The 14,433-nt window shown below is 65.2% G+C and carries 20 protein-coding genes and 1 riboswitch; of the genes, 14 read left to right on the forward strand and 6 right to left on the reverse strand.

Annotated elements, in window-relative coordinates; genetic code table 11:
- Nucleotides 1-263: 263 nt before the first annotated feature.
- Entirely contained in the window at nucleotides 264-1,076 is an 813-nt protein-coding gene (locus ACVIGA_RS26325) for a response regulator (RefSeq protein WP_050405410.1), read from the forward strand.
- Between the two features lie 101 nt (nucleotides 1,077-1,177).
- On the opposite strand, the gene ACVIGA_RS26330 is transcribed toward ACVIGA_RS26325, so the two are convergent.
- Nucleotides 1,178-2,389: a cytochrome P450 gene (locus tag ACVIGA_RS26330; protein ID WP_456668551.1), complete on the reverse strand. Its 1,212-nt coding sequence runs from the start codon at nucleotides 2,387-2,389 to the stop codon at nucleotides 1,178-1,180.
- 113 nt (nucleotides 2,390-2,502) lie between these two features.
- Between ACVIGA_RS26330 and ACVIGA_RS26335 the strand changes: the two genes are divergently transcribed.
- The 3 genes from ACVIGA_RS26335 (at nucleotide 2,503) to ACVIGA_RS26345 (ending at nucleotide 4,395) form a co-directional block, all read left to right on the forward strand.
- On the forward strand, nucleotides 2,503-3,228 hold the full coding sequence (locus ACVIGA_RS26335) for a TetR/AcrR family transcriptional regulator (RefSeq protein ID WP_456668552.1): 726 nt from the start codon (nucleotides 2,503-2,505) through the stop codon (nucleotides 3,226-3,228).
- 84 nt (nucleotides 3,229-3,312) lie between these two features.
- Nucleotides 3,313-4,194 carry a DMT family transporter gene (locus tag ACVIGA_RS26340; protein WP_456668553.1) on the forward strand — a complete coding sequence of 294 codons (882 nt, stop codon included), beginning with the start codon at nucleotides 3,313-3,315 and terminating at the stop codon, nucleotides 4,192-4,194.
- Nucleotides 4,195-4,254: 60 nt separating this feature from the next.
- Nucleotides 4,255-4,395: a hypothetical protein gene (locus ACVIGA_RS26345; protein ID WP_223966584.1), complete on the forward strand. Its 141-nt coding sequence runs from the start codon at nucleotides 4,255-4,257 to the stop codon at nucleotides 4,393-4,395.
- Nucleotides 4,396-4,421: 26 nt separating this feature from the next.
- Here the strand turns inward: ACVIGA_RS26345 and ACVIGA_RS26350 are convergent, their stop codons facing one another.
- Complete coding sequence (locus tag ACVIGA_RS26350; protein WP_456668554.1) at nucleotides 4,422-4,664, reverse strand: hypothetical protein; 243 nt, start codon at nucleotides 4,662-4,664, stop codon at nucleotides 4,422-4,424.
- A gap of 178 nt (nucleotides 4,665-4,842) precedes the next feature.
- Here ACVIGA_RS26350 and ACVIGA_RS26355 point away from each other — a divergent pair, with 178 nt between their 5' ends.
- On the forward strand, nucleotides 4,843-5,019 hold the full coding sequence (locus ACVIGA_RS26355) for a hypothetical protein (RefSeq protein WP_456668555.1): 177 nt from the start codon (nucleotides 4,843-4,845) through the stop codon (nucleotides 5,017-5,019).
- A 37-nt stretch (nucleotides 5,020-5,056) separates the two neighbouring features.
- The gene (locus ACVIGA_RS26360; RefSeq protein WP_456668556.1) at nucleotides 5,057-5,179 is read left to right on the forward strand and encodes a hypothetical protein; all 123 of its coding nucleotides are present in this window, start codon (nucleotides 5,057-5,059) and stop codon (nucleotides 5,177-5,179) included.
- A 57-nt stretch (nucleotides 5,180-5,236) separates the two neighbouring features.
- Here ACVIGA_RS26360 and ACVIGA_RS26365 read toward each other — a convergent pair whose 3' ends face one another.
- Nucleotides 5,237-6,019 (reverse strand): energy transducer TonB family protein, encoded by a 783-nt coding sequence (locus tag ACVIGA_RS26365; protein WP_456668557.1) that lies wholly within the window; start codon nucleotides 6,017-6,019, stop codon nucleotides 5,237-5,239.
- Between the two features lie 147 nt (nucleotides 6,020-6,166).
- Nucleotides 6,167-6,227, forward strand: a riboswitch (Fluoride riboswitch).
- Nucleotides 6,228-6,467: 240 nt separating this feature from the next.
- Between ACVIGA_RS26365 and crcB the strand changes: the two genes are divergently transcribed.
- From crcB to ACVIGA_RS26395, 6 genes are all read left to right on the forward strand, one after another.
- Nucleotides 6,468-6,854 (forward strand): fluoride efflux transporter CrcB, encoded by a 387-nt coding sequence (gene crcB / locus ACVIGA_RS26370; RefSeq protein WP_456668558.1) that lies wholly within the window; start codon nucleotides 6,468-6,470, stop codon nucleotides 6,852-6,854.
- Between the two features lie 169 nt (nucleotides 6,855-7,023).
- Nucleotides 7,024-7,248 (forward strand): hypothetical protein, encoded by a 225-nt coding sequence (locus ACVIGA_RS26375; protein ID WP_375777256.1) that lies wholly within the window; start codon nucleotides 7,024-7,026, stop codon nucleotides 7,246-7,248.
- A 134-nt stretch (nucleotides 7,249-7,382) separates the two neighbouring features.
- The gene (locus ACVIGA_RS26380) at nucleotides 7,383-8,063 is read left to right on the forward strand and encodes a transglutaminase-like domain-containing protein (RefSeq protein WP_456668559.1); all 681 of its coding nucleotides are present in this window, start codon (nucleotides 7,383-7,385) and stop codon (nucleotides 8,061-8,063) included.
- Between the two features lie 77 nt (nucleotides 8,064-8,140).
- Nucleotides 8,141-9,067 carry a DMT family transporter gene (locus ACVIGA_RS26385; RefSeq protein WP_456668560.1) on the forward strand — a complete coding sequence of 309 codons (927 nt, stop codon included), beginning with the start codon at nucleotides 8,141-8,143 and terminating at the stop codon, nucleotides 9,065-9,067.
- Nucleotides 9,068-9,147: 80 nt separating this feature from the next.
- Nucleotides 9,148-9,327: a hypothetical protein gene (locus ACVIGA_RS26390; protein ID WP_456668561.1), complete on the forward strand. Its 180-nt coding sequence runs from the start codon at nucleotides 9,148-9,150 to the stop codon at nucleotides 9,325-9,327.
- A gap of 646 nt (nucleotides 9,328-9,973) precedes the next feature.
- The gene (locus tag ACVIGA_RS26395) at nucleotides 9,974-10,366 is read left to right on the forward strand and encodes a hypothetical protein (RefSeq protein ID WP_456668562.1); all 393 of its coding nucleotides are present in this window, start codon (nucleotides 9,974-9,976) and stop codon (nucleotides 10,364-10,366) included.
- Between the two features lie 159 nt (nucleotides 10,367-10,525).
- Here ACVIGA_RS26395 and ACVIGA_RS26400 read toward each other — a convergent pair whose 3' ends face one another.
- The 3 genes from ACVIGA_RS26400 to ACVIGA_RS26410 form a co-directional block, all read right to left on the reverse strand.
- Complete coding sequence (locus ACVIGA_RS26400; protein ID WP_456668563.1) at nucleotides 10,526-10,975, reverse strand: hypothetical protein; 450 nt, start codon at nucleotides 10,973-10,975, stop codon at nucleotides 10,526-10,528.
- 118 nt (nucleotides 10,976-11,093) lie between these two features.
- Nucleotides 11,094-11,465 carry a DUF883 family protein gene (locus tag ACVIGA_RS26405; protein WP_456668564.1) on the reverse strand — a complete coding sequence of 124 codons (372 nt, stop codon included), beginning with the start codon at nucleotides 11,463-11,465 and terminating at the stop codon, nucleotides 11,094-11,096.
- 135 nt (nucleotides 11,466-11,600) lie between these two features.
- A complete protein-coding gene (locus ACVIGA_RS26410; RefSeq protein WP_456668565.1) occupies nucleotides 11,601-12,713 on the reverse strand; it encodes an AI-2E family transporter in 1,113 nt (370 codons plus the stop codon).
- A gap of 210 nt (nucleotides 12,714-12,923) precedes the next feature.
- On the opposite strand from ACVIGA_RS26410, the gene ACVIGA_RS26415 reads away from it, so the two are divergent.
- Both ACVIGA_RS26415 and ACVIGA_RS26420 read left to right on the forward strand, forming a co-directional pair.
- Nucleotides 12,924-13,742: a L,D-transpeptidase gene (locus ACVIGA_RS26415; RefSeq protein ID WP_456668566.1), complete on the forward strand. Its 819-nt coding sequence runs from the start codon at nucleotides 12,924-12,926 to the stop codon at nucleotides 13,740-13,742.
- Nucleotides 13,743-13,767: 25 nt separating this feature from the next.
- Nucleotides 13,768-14,397: a DUF2865 domain-containing protein gene (locus ACVIGA_RS26420; RefSeq protein ID WP_456668567.1), complete on the forward strand. Its 630-nt coding sequence runs from the start codon at nucleotides 13,768-13,770 to the stop codon at nucleotides 14,395-14,397.
- The last annotated feature ends 36 nt before the right edge of the window (nucleotides 14,398-14,433 follow it).

A 14,433-nucleotide genomic window follows, 5' to 3' on the forward strand; every position in this document is an offset into this window, starting at 1 on the left:
TCTGATCCACGCTTCCCCGGGAGTTAAGTCTCTGATTTTCAAGTCGATCCTCGAAAAAAGAGGCTGGCCGCGTTGCCTCGTCGGTCAGGAGCTAATGCAAAGTTGCGCAGAAAGTTCCGGAAGGTTGGAACTATTTCGTGGAACTTTTTCGGCGCTCACGCGTAGTCGGGCATGCAGGGGAACCGGGGTCGCCCCATATTGGTACGCCGCCCCAGAGTACGGGTTTCAGGCCGGTTGGCCTCACGAACAAGGATGGAGTGGGAATGTCCCGATCACAGATCGTTGCCGAACACCTTCCGCTGTTGCGCCGTTATGCGCGCGCGCTGACCGGAAACCAGGCGTCCGGGGACGCCTATGTCGGGGCCATGCTCGAGGCCCTGTTGCAGGACGGTTCATTGCTGGACCAGACCCACGGTCCGCGCGCCGGGCTGTTTCGGCTGTTCACCCAGATCTGGAATTCGGTGTCGGTGAACAACAACGACAATGAAGACGTGGCGACGCTCTCGCTGCCGCCGGAGCGCCGGCTCTCCAACATCACTCCGCTGCCTCGGCAGGCCTTCCTGCTGCTGTCGCTGGAAGGCTTCTCGGAGGAGGAGGTCGGCTACATTCTCGGCACCGACGTTGCCGAGACGCGCAAGCTGACCGATGCCGCCGGCCGCGAGATGGCCGCCGAGATCGCCACCGATGTCCTGATCATCGAGGACGAGACTTTCATCGCCATGGACCTCGAGAGCCTGGTGAAGAATCTCGGCCACAACGTCATCGGGGTTGCGCGCACGCATTCCGATGCGGTGGCGCTCGCCAAGAACAAGAAGCCCGGCCTGATCCTCGCCGACATCCAGCTCGCCGACGGTTCGTCCGGTCTCGACGCGGTCAACGAGCTGCTGCGCACCTTCGAGGTGCCGGTGGTGTTCATCACGGCCTATCCCGAGCGCTTCCTGACCGGCGAGCGGCCGGAGCCGGCGTTCCTGATCTCGAAGCCGTTCCAGCCGGCGATGGTGTCGGCGGTGGCGAGCCAGGCGCTGTTCTTCCAGCGCAACTCGCGCAACCGCACGCCGCGCGCGGCGTCGGCATGAGCTGAGTTTACGCAAGAGGGCAAAATGCAAGCCGGCGTACCGAAAGGTACGCCGGTTTTTTCTTGAGGAGGGTTTTCCGAGCGTGGTGCGCGATGTCGAAGCTACTTGCTGACGACGCGGACCGGCATCGTGCTGAGCGCCCGCAGGCCGGAGCTGTCGCGGAAGGCAACCGGCCCCGCAATGTCGAACTGCTTCACGCGGCTGGCGAGCGCTGCGATCACGGCCTCCGCCTCCAGCCGCGCCACCATCTGCCCGACACAGCCGTGGATGCCGACACCGAAGCCCATGTGTCCGGACAGCCGCCGTCTGACGTCGAACTGGTCGGGATGCTCCCAGCGCGTCGCGTCGCGGTTGGCGGAGGCGAGCAGCAGCAGCACCTTCTCGTGCTTGCCGATCGCAACGCCTGCGATTTCGGTGTCGTGCGGCGTGGTGCGGAACACGAACGGCGCCGGTGAATCGAAGCGCAGCGTCTCGTCGAACGCCGCGCGCGACAGCGACGGGTCGGCTGCGAGCAATGCCCATTGCTCCGGATGGCGCGCGAGCGTGTACAGCGCCATGCCGATCGCGCTGATCGTGGTGTCGAGCCCGGCCGAGAGCAGCGAACGCACCAGCAGCGGCGCTTCCTCGGCGCTGATCTCCCCGGTGTCGGCCGCCTCGTAGACCTGCGCGCCAAAGCTGCCCGGCCGCAGCGCCTCGCGCTGACAGCGCGCCGCCACCCAGGGCAGCACCCGCGGCGCCTCTTTCATCAGGTCGCGAAAATAGTCGTTCTCGGGCCCGAAGCCGGCGAACACCATTGCGCCATAGGTCAGAAAGTTCTCGCGGCCCTCCTGGTCGATGCCGAGCGCGTCGGGAAACACGCTGACCGGAAACACCTCGGCGATGTCCTTGATCGCATCGAACGATCCGCGTTCGACCAGCCCGTCGATCAGCCGCGTCGCCGTCGCCTTGAAATCATCCGCGAGCCGCCGCATCGCGCCCGGCGAGAGGATCCGCGCCAGCACCGCGCGGGTCCGGGTGTGCAGCGGCGGATCGGCTTCCAGCACGATGCTCGGCGGCCGCCACGGCTTGTCCTTGAAGTGGTTGGCAAGTCCGGCGCCGCCGGCATTGCTGAAATTGACATGGTCTCCGAAGATCGCCTTGACCTCGGCGAAGCGCGGCACCGCCCAGATGTCGTATTTGGTCAGGCGAACGACCGGCGCCGCGGCGCGCAGTTCCGCATAGGCACCGTAGGGATCGGCCCGGGTCGCCCTGCTGAACGGATCGAAATCGCTGCGGACGATTTCGCCGGCGAGGGGGCTCGCAAGGGCGCTCATCGCATCCTCCCGTCTTGTGATCAATTAATTGACCATAGTCAATTAACTCGGATATGGCAAGGGGGAGCCTCGTTTCGATTCCATCGGAGCGGAAAGGGCTCTAGGAGACGGCAATGTCGATCGAGGAGCGATCCAGCAAGGGGGCGCGGCGCTTTCAGCGCAGGGCGCGTCAGGAGGCCGACAAGGAGGCGCTGAAGGCGTTGATCCTCGAGACCGCGCGCAAGGAGTTCGCCGCCGGTACGCTCGAGACCGTCTCGATCCAGAAGATCGCCGACGCGATCGGCTATTCGAAGGGCACCGTCCTCAAATATTATCCGACCAAGCTGCTGCTGCTGCTCGCGGTGAAGCAGCAGAATCTCGAAGCGGTTGCCGAGCAGCTCGAACGGGTCCGCGCGCAGACCGCCGACAGCGATTTGCGGCTGCGGCGGGTGATGGCAACCTATCTCGACTACTGGGCCGACAATCCCGATCACTTCCGTTCGCTGTTCTCGATGTCCGGCACGGTCGAGGACCGCCGCTTTCCCGACGGCGTCTATTTCGGCGAGACCGAGATCGCGCGCCGCAGCTACGAGCTGTTCGTGGTGTCGGTGCGGGAATATCTCGTCGCGCAAGGCGCCGAGCCGGCGTCCGGCCTGCCGCCGCGGCTCGCGACCGCGCTGCTTGCGGCCGTTCACGGCGTGGTCGCGCTGACGCTCGGCACGCCGACCATGAAACTGCCCGACATGCGCGGCACCGGCCGTCTCCTGATCGCAAGCCTGATCGATGCCTGGACCAGCAAGCTTGCCGCCGCGCGGAAAAGCGAGGGCTGGCCGCGCGTCTCGATCGGCACCTTTGCCTGAGGAGGCGGTATCCGAAGGTCCACGCTGATGCGGCATGCGCGCTGCGATGTGGAATCGCCTAGCTCCGCCTGCTAAGCGCGCCCGATGGATACGACGCAACGCGACCGAACGATCGGCTCTCTCTGCCTGGTGGTGACGGCTTTCGGCTGGGCCCTGAACTGGCCGCTGATGAAGCTGTTGCTGCAGCAATGGCCGCCGCTGTTCGCCCGCGGGCTCGCCGGCACCTGCGCGGCGGTGATTCTGGGCACGCTGGCGCTGGCCCGCGGCCAGTCGCTCGCCGTGCCGCGCGAGGCGGTCCCGCGGCTGCTGTTCGCCTCCTTCACCAATGTCTTCGCCTGGATGGGCTTTGGCACCATCGCGATGAAATTCGTCACGGTCGGCGAGGGCGCGCTGCTCGCCTACACCATGCCGATCTGGGCGATGCTGTTCGCCTGGCCGGTGCTGCACAGCCGCCCGACGCTGCGCGACCTCGCGGCGCTGGTGCTCGGCGTCGCCGGTGTCGCGCTCCTGCTCGGCGGCAACGGTTTTGCGTTCAGCGCCGACAAGCTTACCGGCATTGCGCTGGCGCTCGCCTGCGCCATCCTGTTCGCGCTCGGCAACGTGCTGAATCGCAAGCCGCTGCCGATGCCGCCGCTCGCGGTGGTCGCCTGGCAGGTCGGCATCGGCTGTCTCGTGATGCTGCTGCTCGGCGTTCTGTTCGAGCAGCCGAACTATGCCGCGATCACGCCGTTCGGCCTCGGCTGCTTTGCCTATATGACGCTGATGCCGATGGGCATCTGCTATCTCACCTGGTTCGAGACGCTGCGCCGCCTGCCGCCGACGTCGGCGTCGACCGGCATGCTGCTGGTGCCGGTCATCGGCGTGATTTCGGCCGCGGTCATCCTCGGCGAGCCCTTGGGCCTGCGTGAGATCGGCGCGATGGCGCTGACGCTCGGCGGAGTGACGCTGGCGCTGCAGCGGGCATGAGTTGCCGGTCGAGGGAACCGACGTTCACGCGACGCGTTCTCCTGAAAAGGGAGCTTGGCCATGCGCAAGGCGATCGCGCGGCTTGATGCGGAGCAGAAGGCGCAGCTGCTTTATCTCGCAGATCTCGGTACGGCGATGTTCACCTCGGCACTCGTGGTCTGCACGCTGAAAGCGATTGTCGACCTCTTCGTCGCCGGCTGAACCGCCGCAGCAGCGCCAACGCGCCGTCACTCCTCCTGCGGCGCGTCCCCTTGGGTGTGGCCATCCGGCCCCCGGTTGAACACCCCGTACTCGCTCGACTTCACCCCGGCCCCTCCACTGATGCCGTTGCCCGCTAGGCCGAGCCTGAGCAGCTCGCGCACCGCCGCGGCACGGGTGGGCATGCGGTGCTTGAAGCGGAAATCGTCGAGGGCCGATAATTCTTCGGGAGAGAGCATGACTTGAAGACGTTCAGCGCGAAGCTCATTCATCGCAAATCGCCCAGAATTAGTTAGTTGAGTAATTTGCTAAACGAGCCAAGTCGCGGTGGGTTCCACAGCTTGAGACAAAAATGTCGATTGAGTAAGTTAATCAAATAAAATCAATGGCTTACGAGAAAAAATAAGGAACGATCCGGCTGCCTCCCCGTTGTCTGGCGGGAGTGATGCCATGACCAGCCACGTCAAGCTGCCCCGCAAGTTGTCCGAGGAACCGGAAGCCCCGGAACCGCGGCGTCCGAGCCACGCACAGGTCATCGATCAACTGGACCGCTGGGCCAATAGTCCCGGTCTGCAACCGCCAAGGGTGAGTGATGCAGAAGACGATTCAGAAGCGGAAGCGATCTGAACCCCATACGTTCGAGCAGCGCCTAGACGAGCACCGATTGCGGCTCGAGCGCCAGCTCGCGGAGTTGCCGCGCGGCGTCAAGCGCGAACAGATTGCCGCGCGCATCGAGCAGCTGCGCACCGCCGTCGAGCTGAACGCGATGCTGGCGATGAATGAGTGAGAACGGCCCCGGCGCGGCGGGATGGACCAGTGGCTCCCGCCGCGTCGGACAGGCCGCTCAGCAACCGCGACAGACGGAATTCAGCTTTGCCTTTAGGCCAGGGTCGTCCCACGGCATGACAGCATTGAAAGTGATCGGCAGAACCAATTGGAAGTCCTGGCCCTTCGTGTCGACAGGGGGCGGTGGGTAGGGCTCAGCCCGTCTAACGATCGCCAATGCTTCGGCATCGAGCGCCTGGACGCGGCCATTCTCCACAAGCCAGCTCGTCACCAGCTTGCCGCTGCGATCAAGCGAGATGCCGACTTTGACGGTGTAGGCATCGTCCGGTATCCGAATTGATTGGCGCTTGGTGTCCGACATCCGTGCCAATCGGCGTTTGGCGTCCTCAACAGCGCCAGTCAAGCGAGCGTAGACCTGCCTTTTCCAGCTTTCGGGGAAGTCGCCCTCTACGAAGGAAGGGCCCATAGCTCCAAAATGGAATGGGACGGTCAGGACGGCCGAATCGTCCGGCACCTCCGGAGGCAGCGCGGCATAGGGCTGGGCGCGTTCAACGACAGCCAATGCCTCTGCATCGATGGCCGGGATACCGCTGGCCTCGATGAGCCAGCTCGCCATGAGATGACCTGCGCGATCGATCCTGAAGGCAACTTTGGCGGTGCCCTCCTGGCCGGGCGTCAATGCTGCTGGGTAGCGCCGAGCCTGGGTGAGACGAACACTGACGTCCCGCTTCCATGCCTCGACCGAACCGAGTTGCCGCGTCTCAGCGCCGTATTCCTCTGCGATTGTGGGAAGTGTGGCAATGACGAGCAAGGCAATGCAAACAGCGACGTGTCGTAACATCCAGGTGCTGATCCAACTTCACAATCTACCAAGGCACTCTATTCGCGCTTCGGTTGATTGCAAGGCGCGCAGCTCGCTATGCGGTGGAGATCCGTCAATGTCTGCCTGCGAAATCGGCTTGCCCGTATCCGCCACGCACCGTAGCCTCTCGTTGATGGGGATGGAGTCCCCCGATAACCGCCGCAAGGCTGATGACTCCTACCGGGCGCGACAGCGTCGGTAGGAGCATGCGCCACCGCCGACCCGCTGCGTGCTCCGCGAACGAGAAGGGGCAGAGCATGATGGGTCTTCCTGGTTCACTCTCAATCGCATTGTCGCTGGTCGGGTCGATCTGGCTCGTCGGTGTCGTCGCCATGTTGGTCGGCGCTCCGGGCGAGCTGGTCGCCGCGACCTTCGTGATTGGGCTTGTGACAGGCGTCGCCGAGTGGCGAGGCCGGAAGGCAGAGTCTTGAACGTTCAATTGTTGGCGGCGGTCGCGATCGGCGGTTCGCTGGGATCGGTCGCGCGCTATCTGGTGGCGATCGGCGCGGGGCGCCTGGTCGGCACCGAATTTCCCTGGGGCACGCTGGTGATCAATATCGTGGGCTCGTTCCTGATCGGCGTCTTCGCGGAGTCCTTCGCACTGAGCTGGAACGTCAGCCAGGCGGTGCGGGTGTTTCTTACCGTCGGCATCTGCGGCGGCTTCACCACCTTCTCGACCTTTTCGCTCGATGTGATCGTGCTGATGCAGCGGGGCGAGCTATGGCCGGCCGCAGCCTACATCGCGGCGTCCGTCGCGCTCTCGATCCTCGCGCTGTTCGGCGGCCTGCTGCTGGTGCGGGCGTTCGCGGCTTAGCCGAAGGCGGTGGGCGGCCGTGGGGGTTCGTCGTCCGGACTGCACGGGCGCCGTTCCAAAAAGTGAAGGGCTGGAGGTATCGCCTGCCGCCGGAATCCTTGGCGCGCCCGGGGTCAGCCGGTAGAATGGAACCCGGATCGAGGTCAGGGTCCAAGGGAGAGATTGGGGAATGAAGCATGTCGACGTCGCGGTGATTGCTGCCACGCTGTGGCTGCTGGCGTCGATGGTGCTGGACATCCTGACGCCGAAGTCGATCACTGCGCTGATGATCGCCGCCGCGCTCGCGCCGCCGTTCCTGATCGGGTTCGGCATCCATTTCGCACGCGAATATTTCAAGTCGAAGCGGCGCAGCTACCAGCCGCCGCCGCGGTTGGACGAACACTTCGAGAACTAGAGCGTTTTCAAGCGAAGTGGGCACCGGTTCGCGTCAAGAAAACGCGTCAAAGCTGGAAATCTAGCGGAGCAGGGCTGCGAGAAGCGCCGCGCCTGCCGCATTGAACTGCGCACATGGCTTGCTAAGGTTGCGCCATGACCGAGCATCTCCCCGATACGATCAGCCGCCTCTACACCGTAGCAGGCGAATATGTCGACAGCGACCATCCAGCCGTCGAGGCGTTCGCCCGCGCCGCCGTCCCGGCCGACGCCGGCGCGCGCGACATCGCGAGCCGGCTCTACACCGCGGTGCGCGACGGCATCCGCTACAATCCGTATGTCAGCATGCGCTCGCCGGAGAGCTACCGGGCCTCCAGCGTGCTCGCCGCCGGCAATGGCTACTGCGTCGGCAAGGCGGCGCTCTATGCCGCGGCCTGCCGGGTCCACGGCATCCCGGCCCGGGTCGGCTTTGCCGATGTCCGCAACCACCTCACCACCGAGAAGCTGCGCCAGAGCATGGGCTCGGACCTGTTCACCTGGCACGGCTTCACCGAAGTGTTCGTCGACGGCGCCTGGCGCAAGGCGACCCCGACCTTCAACGACACGCTTTGCGCCAAGCTCGGCGTCAAGCCGCTTGATTTCGACGGTCATTCGGATGCGCTGCTGCATCCGTTCGACGGCGCGGGGCGCGCCTACATGCAGTATGTCAACGACCACGGCACCTATCACGACGTCCCCGCCAAATTCCTGATGCGCGAGATGGCGCGCGAATACGCCAACATGCAGGGCGAGGACATGTCCGGCCGCGACATGGAGCGCGAGGCGGCGGAACAGTAGCGGGCGGCGTGCTGCGGCAAGCGGCGCGCTGGCGGAAGCGTTTCGGGTGAACGTGCGCCGGCTGAGGGGGCGGTGTCATGGATGCGGAGCTGCCGAAAGGTCAGGTCGGCCGCCCGGCCACGGGCTGGGAGGACGCGGTCGCGCTGACCGGCTTCATCCTGGTCGCGGTCGGGCAGGCCTCCAACCAGGTGCTGGCGCGTGGCCTTGCCGGCTCGGTGCCGCCGTTCTCGCTGGCCTTCTTCCGCTGGAGCATCATCGCCATTGGGCTTGCGCCGTTCGCGATCGCGGCGATCAGGGACGGCAAGATCCCGCTGGCGCAGAATTTCTGGCCGATCCTCGCCGCGGGCTTCCTCGGCATGTTCCTGTGCGGCGGCCCGGTCTACATCGCGGGCATCACCACCACCGCGATCCATATCGCGCTGATCTTCGCGCTGTCGCCGATCATGGTGCTGTTGATCTCGGCCGCGCTCGGCATCGAGCATATCGGTCCGCTGCAATGGCTGGGCACGGCGCTGGCGCTCGCCGGTGCGCTGTTGATCGTCTCGGGCGGGCATCTGGAAAACCTGACGCAATCGAGCGCGGCCTGGGGCGATCTCCTGGTGGTGTGCGCGATGCTCGGCTGGTCCGGCTATACGCTGGTGCAATCGCGCGTCGCGCCGCGCGCCTCGCTGCTGGCGCGGGTCAGCCTGTTTTCGGCGGCCGGCGCACTGTGCTCGCTGCCGCCTGCACTCCAGGAAATGTGGACGACGCCGGCTGCGGTGTTCAACGCCCGGGCGTTCGAGGCCTATGTGTTCGCCGGTCTCGTGCCGGGCCTGGCCGCCTATGCCGGCTTCGCCTGGCTCGGCGCACGGTTCGGCTCGGTGCGGACCTCGCTCGTGCTCTATGTCGCGCCGATCGCGAGCGCGCTGCTGTCCTGGATCATCCTCGGCGAGCCGCCGAAGCTGATCCACCTGGTTGGCGGCTTGCTGATCCTCGGCGGCGTCTGGGCGAGCCTACGTAAGTAGATCCAGCTCCTTTCGGTGGAACCTTTTCCGGCCTCGTGCGTTGAATCCAGCGTTGATTCAAGAACTTAGTTGGAGGTCGTATGAATCTTACTCCCCAGCAGCGCAAGGTTCGTAGCGAGCAGCGCCAGCAGGACGCGTCGCAGGCGATGAAGGAGCACCTCGCCCACGAGAAGGCGTTCTACAATAACTTCCACCGCCTCAAGGCCGAGCGGCAGGCGCGTGAAGCCGCGGAGTCGCGGAAGCAATCCGCTGCAAAATAAGCGCCGAGAGCCACATCCATCGTTCGGATTGCACGGGCCTGACGGACCGAAAAGGAGCCGAAGCGAGGCGGCGAGCGCAGGCGCGTTCGCTCGAATGACGCGATGAAATCTCCAGGCTTATGGAGGACGTCAGATGTATTTTTCCGATAAGAAAACGGTCACTTGCAAATGCGGCGAGCCCTTGAGCGAATTGATGCTCGTCGACGACCAGACGACCGGAATCAAGTTTCATGTTGGTCGTTGCGCGTCATGCCGCGAAGTGACGGTCGTTCGGTCCCAGGACATGCCGTCAAACGACAATGCCTAAGCAGACGGTCCTCTCGCTGGCGGGAGGGCCAATCCCTTTGTGCATGACTTCCAATGCGAGAGATGAGTGACAGGTTGGCTGACGCATCGTTCGCGGCACGGCCGAAAAAAGAGCAGGGCGCGACCGGCATCACCACGGTCGCGCCCTACGTCGCCGGTCAATGGGGCAGGGGGAATAACCGGCTCTTCCAATGACTCGCAGACCCCGGACTCGTTCCGCGCGAATCAGAATTATTTCGTACACGGTTAAGTGATGACTGGACGCGAGAACCCCACGGGTTTCGCTCGCGTTGTGTCCGTGATCGCCAACGGGAATTTCCATGGGGCGAGGGACATCACCATGTCAAAGATTCAAAAGGGAATTTTCGCTGCGTTGGCGGCGGGACTGACGCTTAGCGCGGTCCAGCTGGCGTCCGGCCACGATCTCATCGGCGGACAGCAGGTCACCACCCAATTGGCGCCGGAGAGCGCGGTCAATCGCGCCGCCAAGACCGACCGTGCCGCGGTTCCGATGACCGGCCTGCCGAGCCGTACGGTCGCGCTGAAGGTTGATCGGCTTCCCGATACGTCGGTCCTGGTCCGCGTTCCCGTGGCACGGGAAGAGGCCCGCAATCACCCCGCAGCGCCCGCCCGAGCGCGGCCCGGCGATACCCGCAAGGTGGCCTGCGAGCCCGTGGTCAGCGTCCTGACCGAAGTGGCCAAGCTGCTGCAGCCCGGCCGCTGCGTGACCTGAGAACCTCTTGCACGATGTCGTCGCCCGGCTTGACCGGCGATCCAGTATTCCAGAGATGGTCATTGCTGAGCCGATGGGCCGCGGCGTACTGAATCGCCCGGTCAAGCCGGGCGATGACGACGGTTGGGCGGTGTCGGCTTCGCGTCCCGATGGAGAACGCTATTCCTCTTCCTCCGCCTCGCTGCCGCCGGCGGCGCTGCGGCTTGCCATCAGGCCGAGCGCGAGGCCGCCGACCGCCAGGATCGGGATCAGCCGCTTCACGCCGATGGCGCGCACGATCTGCAGGCCGGTGGCGATCAACGCGGGGTCGGCGAACATTGTCGCCGCGGCAGACTTCGCGGCCTTCGCCGCCTTCTCGGCGCGCCTCTGCATCTCGCGCTTGCGTGCCGTGTAGACGCCGATGGCGATCAGCGTGACGACCAGGAACACCGCGGCGCCAGACAGGCACGCCTCCACCGGACCATAGTGCTGCAACACATAGACGAAGGCGGCCGCGCACAGGAAGGCGATGGTGACGAACAACGCGATCGCGGCGGCGGCCGCAAGCGAGGTCAGCCGCAGCGCGCTGCCGGTGGATTGCTTGACGTCATCGATCAGCCGCTGAAGCATTGACCAGCCTTGTCCTGTAAAGCCCTGCCTTGAGCCTTGCCTTGAAAAGCGCGTCGACAAACGAGGCGGCGGCGCGCCAGCGCTGCCATCGCGTCCAGAGCGGCGGCTTGCGCATCACCTAGCGCCGCCAGGTGACGCCGATCAAAAAGCCGAGGCCGAGCGCCAGGCCGACGGTCGCCAGCGGCCGCTGCGTGATCACCTCTTCCAGCGATTCCTCGATCGAGGATGCCGCATCCTGCGCCGCGCCCATCATCGCGCTGCCGCGCTCCGACATGTCGTCGAGCGTCGATTCCGCGCTGGCGCGCACATCCTTGTAGCGGCGGCGGGCCTGCTTGCCTGTGTTGTTGGCAAACGAATTGAGCGCGTCGGTGATCTGTTCGGTGAGGGCTGCGATATCGTTCTTCACGGCAATGACATCCTTTTCGAGGCGTTCGTAGGTCGCTTTGTCGGTCATGTTCTTGATCCCAAATGCGCTGTCCGTGCTCGACATCGAAAGCTCCCGGAGAACGTGTGCGTCTGGAGAAAAACGCTTCGCACCGCGCAAGGTTCCAGATGCGAAACCGGGCTTTCTTGTTCGACGCGTTTTCTTCACGCAAGCCGTGCCCACTTCGCTTGAAACGCTTTGTTAATCCTCAGGGAGCTGCGGCGAATTGTCCGGCATCAAATGCTCTTTCACGATCAACGCCACGATCAGCAGCGGCGACGACAGGAAGGCGCCCATTGGGCCCCACAGCCAGGTCCAGAATGCGAGTGCGAGAAAGACCGCGAGCGCATTCAGCGACAGCCTGCGGCCGACGATCGTCGGCGTCACGAAATGTCCCTCCATGAAGATCACGACGGCAAAGCACGCCGGCGCGATCAGCCCCGCGCCGATGGTCGGCAACGAGACGATACCGACGGCGACCAGCACCACGAACATCGCGACCGGACCGATGATCGGAATGAAATTCAGTGTCGCGGCGAGTGCGCCGAGCCCCGCCGCGTTCGGCGTGCCGGTCGCCGCGCAGATTGCACCGGTGACGATGCCGACGCCGGCATTGATCATGGTGACCGTCAGCAGATAATTGCCGAGATGGGTCTCGAGCTCGTTGAGGATCCGCAGCGCGCGCAGCCGCCCCGCGCGGTCGCTGAAGGTCATCACCAGCCCGCGGCGCATATCCTTCCAGCCCGCGATGAACAGGATCAGGGTGGCGATGAACAGCAGGAATTCGGCGAAGGTCGGCGACACGAATTCCAGCGCCGGCTGCACCCATTCGAATTTCGGCAGCTGGAGGTTGGCGAGCGTGTCGGAGCCGCCGACCATGCTCTGCAGCTCCTGCCACAGCGCGAGCGGCCGGTCGAATACATGCAGCTTCTGCCTCAGGATCGCGCCGAGCTCGGGCAGCCGCGAGCTCCAATCCATGACCGGCGAGGCGATCAGTCCGACCATGAAGCTGACGGCGGCGCCGACCGCGATCACGATCAGCACCGCGCCGAGTGCGCGCGGGATCCGGTAGCGCTCGAGCAGGCTCGCCGCCGGCGACAGCATGGTGCCGACGATGAAGGCCATGGTGATCGGAAGGAAGATGGGGCGCGCCAGATAGAGCACCGCCACCACGGCAATCACCAGCAGCGCCACCAGCGCGAAGGCGACGACTTCCGCGCGGCTGACCATCGGTGGCATTTCGGCTTTGCTGTCGGGGAGCGGCGTGCCTTCGGGCGCGTTGCCAAGCATACGTTCACCCGGAAAGGCGCGCACCAGACTCCTCCCGAATGGGGACAAATGAATTTCGCGTCAAATTGCGCACGACAACGGCGTTGTCCCGGCAAAGGTTCCATCGCGCGCTCGTGAGATGTGGCGGGTTGACAATCGCGGCTTCGCGACGATTCGCTGCGGAACTGTCTGATAGTCACGCGCGTTGGTTGCTCATCGCATCACCATGATGCGCATCCCGTTCAGGGGCAGCACATGACACAGCAGTTTCTTTCCAGCCGCCGGCTTGCGTCGCGCGCCGCGCGCACCTTTGCCTTCGCCAGCGTTCTGCTCGCGACGCCATTGATTGTCGCCACTTCGGCGAGCGCCCAAGTCCGCTCGTCTGCGCTCGGCTATTCATCCACCCAGCCGGGTGCTTTCCCCTCCGACGAGGTGATGAACGATGCTTCGGCCGGGGCCGCCGAGGACGGCGCGCTACCGGAGCGGCTGCGCCGCACCACCGTCGCGCTCAACACGCCGGAGGCGCCCGGCACCGTCATCATCGATACCGGCAACACCGCGCTCTATTACGTGCTCGGCGGCGGCCGGGCCATCCGCTACGGCGTCGGCGTCGGCCGCGAGGGCTTCACCTGGGCCGGCACGCAGACCATCAGCCGCAAGGCCGAATGGCCGGACTGGCATCCACCGGCCGAGATGATCAAACGCCAGCCCTATCTGCCGCGCTTCATGGCCGGCGGCCCGGGTAACCCGCTCGGCGCCCGCGCGATGTATCTCGGCTCCAGCGAGTATCGCATCCATGGCACCAACGATCCGTCGACGATCGGCAAGTTCGTGTCGTCGGGCTGCATTCGCCTGACCAACGAAGACGTTGCCGATCTGTTCAGCCGGGTCGATGTCGGGACCAAGGTGGTGGTGCTGCCGAAGAACGCGCCGCACCTCGCCGCACGCGAACTCGGCCCGACCACGACGCAGATCTCGGCCCGGCCGGCGCCGCTGCAGCCGCGCCCCGCGGTGATGACGCTGCCCTCCGGCCGTCAGGCGATGAACATCCCGGCGACTTCCTCGTTGTACTGAGGCGTGCTGCAGCGAGGGGTCGGCGATGGTGAAGCGATATTCCAGGCGGTTGGCGTTCGGGACAGCGGCATTGCTCGGCCTGTCCCTCGCGCCGGCTGCGCAAGCGCAGGATTTCTTTTCGCAGCTGTTCGGCGGCTTCATGCAGGGCCGCCCGCCGGTGATCCGGATGCCGTTCGATGACGGCCCGGCGCCCTTGCCGCGGGCCGAACGCCGCGCGCGCTATGAGGGCGGCCAGGCCTATTGCGTGCGCACCTGCGACGGCCGCTATTTCCCGCTGGCGGCGACCGGCAACCAGAGCAAGGCGGAGAGCTGCAACAGCTTCTGCCCGGCGAGTGCGACCGAAGTGGTCTATGGCGGCAACATCGACAACGCCGCGACCGAAGACGGCAAGCCGTATTCCGAGCTGCCGAACGCCTTCCGCTATCGCGACGAGATCGTCTCGGGCTGCACCTGCAACGGCAAGGACCCTGTCGGGCTCGCCGCGGTGAAGATCGAGGACGATCCGACGTTGCGCAAGGGCGACATCGTCGCCGGCAAGGATGGCCTGATGTCGGTCGGCCGGGCGGACCGGCGCGGCGCATCGCTCAACTTCACGCCGGCGCCGGATCGCATCCGTGCCAAGTATCAGCGCGCGCCGGTGCTGGCGCGCGAATAGCGCCGCTCACGCAAGGCAGGCCATTTTCGGTTCCGT

This window comes from Bradyrhizobium sp. USDA 3240 (genome assembly GCF_054063295.1).

Bases quoted from the DNA above. Each gene is read 5' to 3' on its own strand.
- ACVIGA_RS26325 (WP_050405410.1), top strand. From the start codon at position 264: ATGTCCCGATCACAGATCGTTGCCGAACACCTTCCGCTGTTGCGCCGT.
- ACVIGA_RS26330 (WP_456668551.1), bottom strand. From the start codon at position 2,389: ATGAGCGCCCTTGCGAGCCCCCTCGCCGGCGAAATCGTCCGCAGCGAT.
- ACVIGA_RS26335 (WP_456668552.1), top strand. From the start codon at position 2,503: ATGTCGATCGAGGAGCGATCCAGCAAGGGGGCGCGGCGCTTTCAGCGC.
- ACVIGA_RS26340 (WP_456668553.1), top strand. From the start codon at position 3,313: ATGGATACGACGCAACGCGACCGAACGATCGGCTCTCTCTGCCTGGTG.
- ACVIGA_RS26345 (WP_223966584.1), top strand. From the start codon at position 4,255: ATGCGCAAGGCGATCGCGCGGCTTGATGCGGAGCAGAAGGCGCAGCTG.
- ACVIGA_RS26350 (WP_456668554.1), bottom strand. From the start codon at position 4,664: ATGAATGAGCTTCGCGCTGAACGTCTTCAAGTCATGCTCTCTCCCGAA.
- ACVIGA_RS26355 (WP_456668555.1), top strand. From the start codon at position 4,843: ATGACCAGCCACGTCAAGCTGCCCCGCAAGTTGTCCGAGGAACCGGAA.
- ACVIGA_RS26365 (WP_456668557.1), bottom strand. From the start codon at position 6,019: ATGTTACGACACGTCGCTGTTTGCATTGCCTTGCTCGTCATTGCCACA.
- ACVIGA_RS26375 (WP_375777256.1), top strand. From the start codon at position 7,024: ATGAAGCATGTCGACGTCGCGGTGATTGCTGCCACGCTGTGGCTGCTG.
- ACVIGA_RS26380 (WP_456668559.1), top strand. From the start codon at position 7,383: ATGACCGAGCATCTCCCCGATACGATCAGCCGCCTCTACACCGTAGCA.
- ACVIGA_RS26385 (WP_456668560.1), top strand. From the start codon at position 8,141: ATGGATGCGGAGCTGCCGAAAGGTCAGGTCGGCCGCCCGGCCACGGGC.
- ACVIGA_RS26390 (WP_456668561.1), top strand. From the start codon at position 9,148: ATGAATCTTACTCCCCAGCAGCGCAAGGTTCGTAGCGAGCAGCGCCAG.
- ACVIGA_RS26395 (WP_456668562.1), top strand. From the start codon at position 9,974: ATGTCAAAGATTCAAAAGGGAATTTTCGCTGCGTTGGCGGCGGGACTG.
- ACVIGA_RS26400 (WP_456668563.1), bottom strand. From the start codon at position 10,975: ATGCTTCAGCGGCTGATCGATGACGTCAAGCAATCCACCGGCAGCGCG.
- ACVIGA_RS26405 (WP_456668564.1), bottom strand. From the start codon at position 11,465: ATGTCGAGCACGGACAGCGCATTTGGGATCAAGAACATGACCGACAAA.
- ACVIGA_RS26415 (WP_456668566.1), top strand. From the start codon at position 12,924: ATGACACAGCAGTTTCTTTCCAGCCGCCGGCTTGCGTCGCGCGCCGCG.
- ACVIGA_RS26420 (WP_456668567.1), top strand. From the start codon at position 13,768: ATGGTGAAGCGATATTCCAGGCGGTTGGCGTTCGGGACAGCGGCATTG.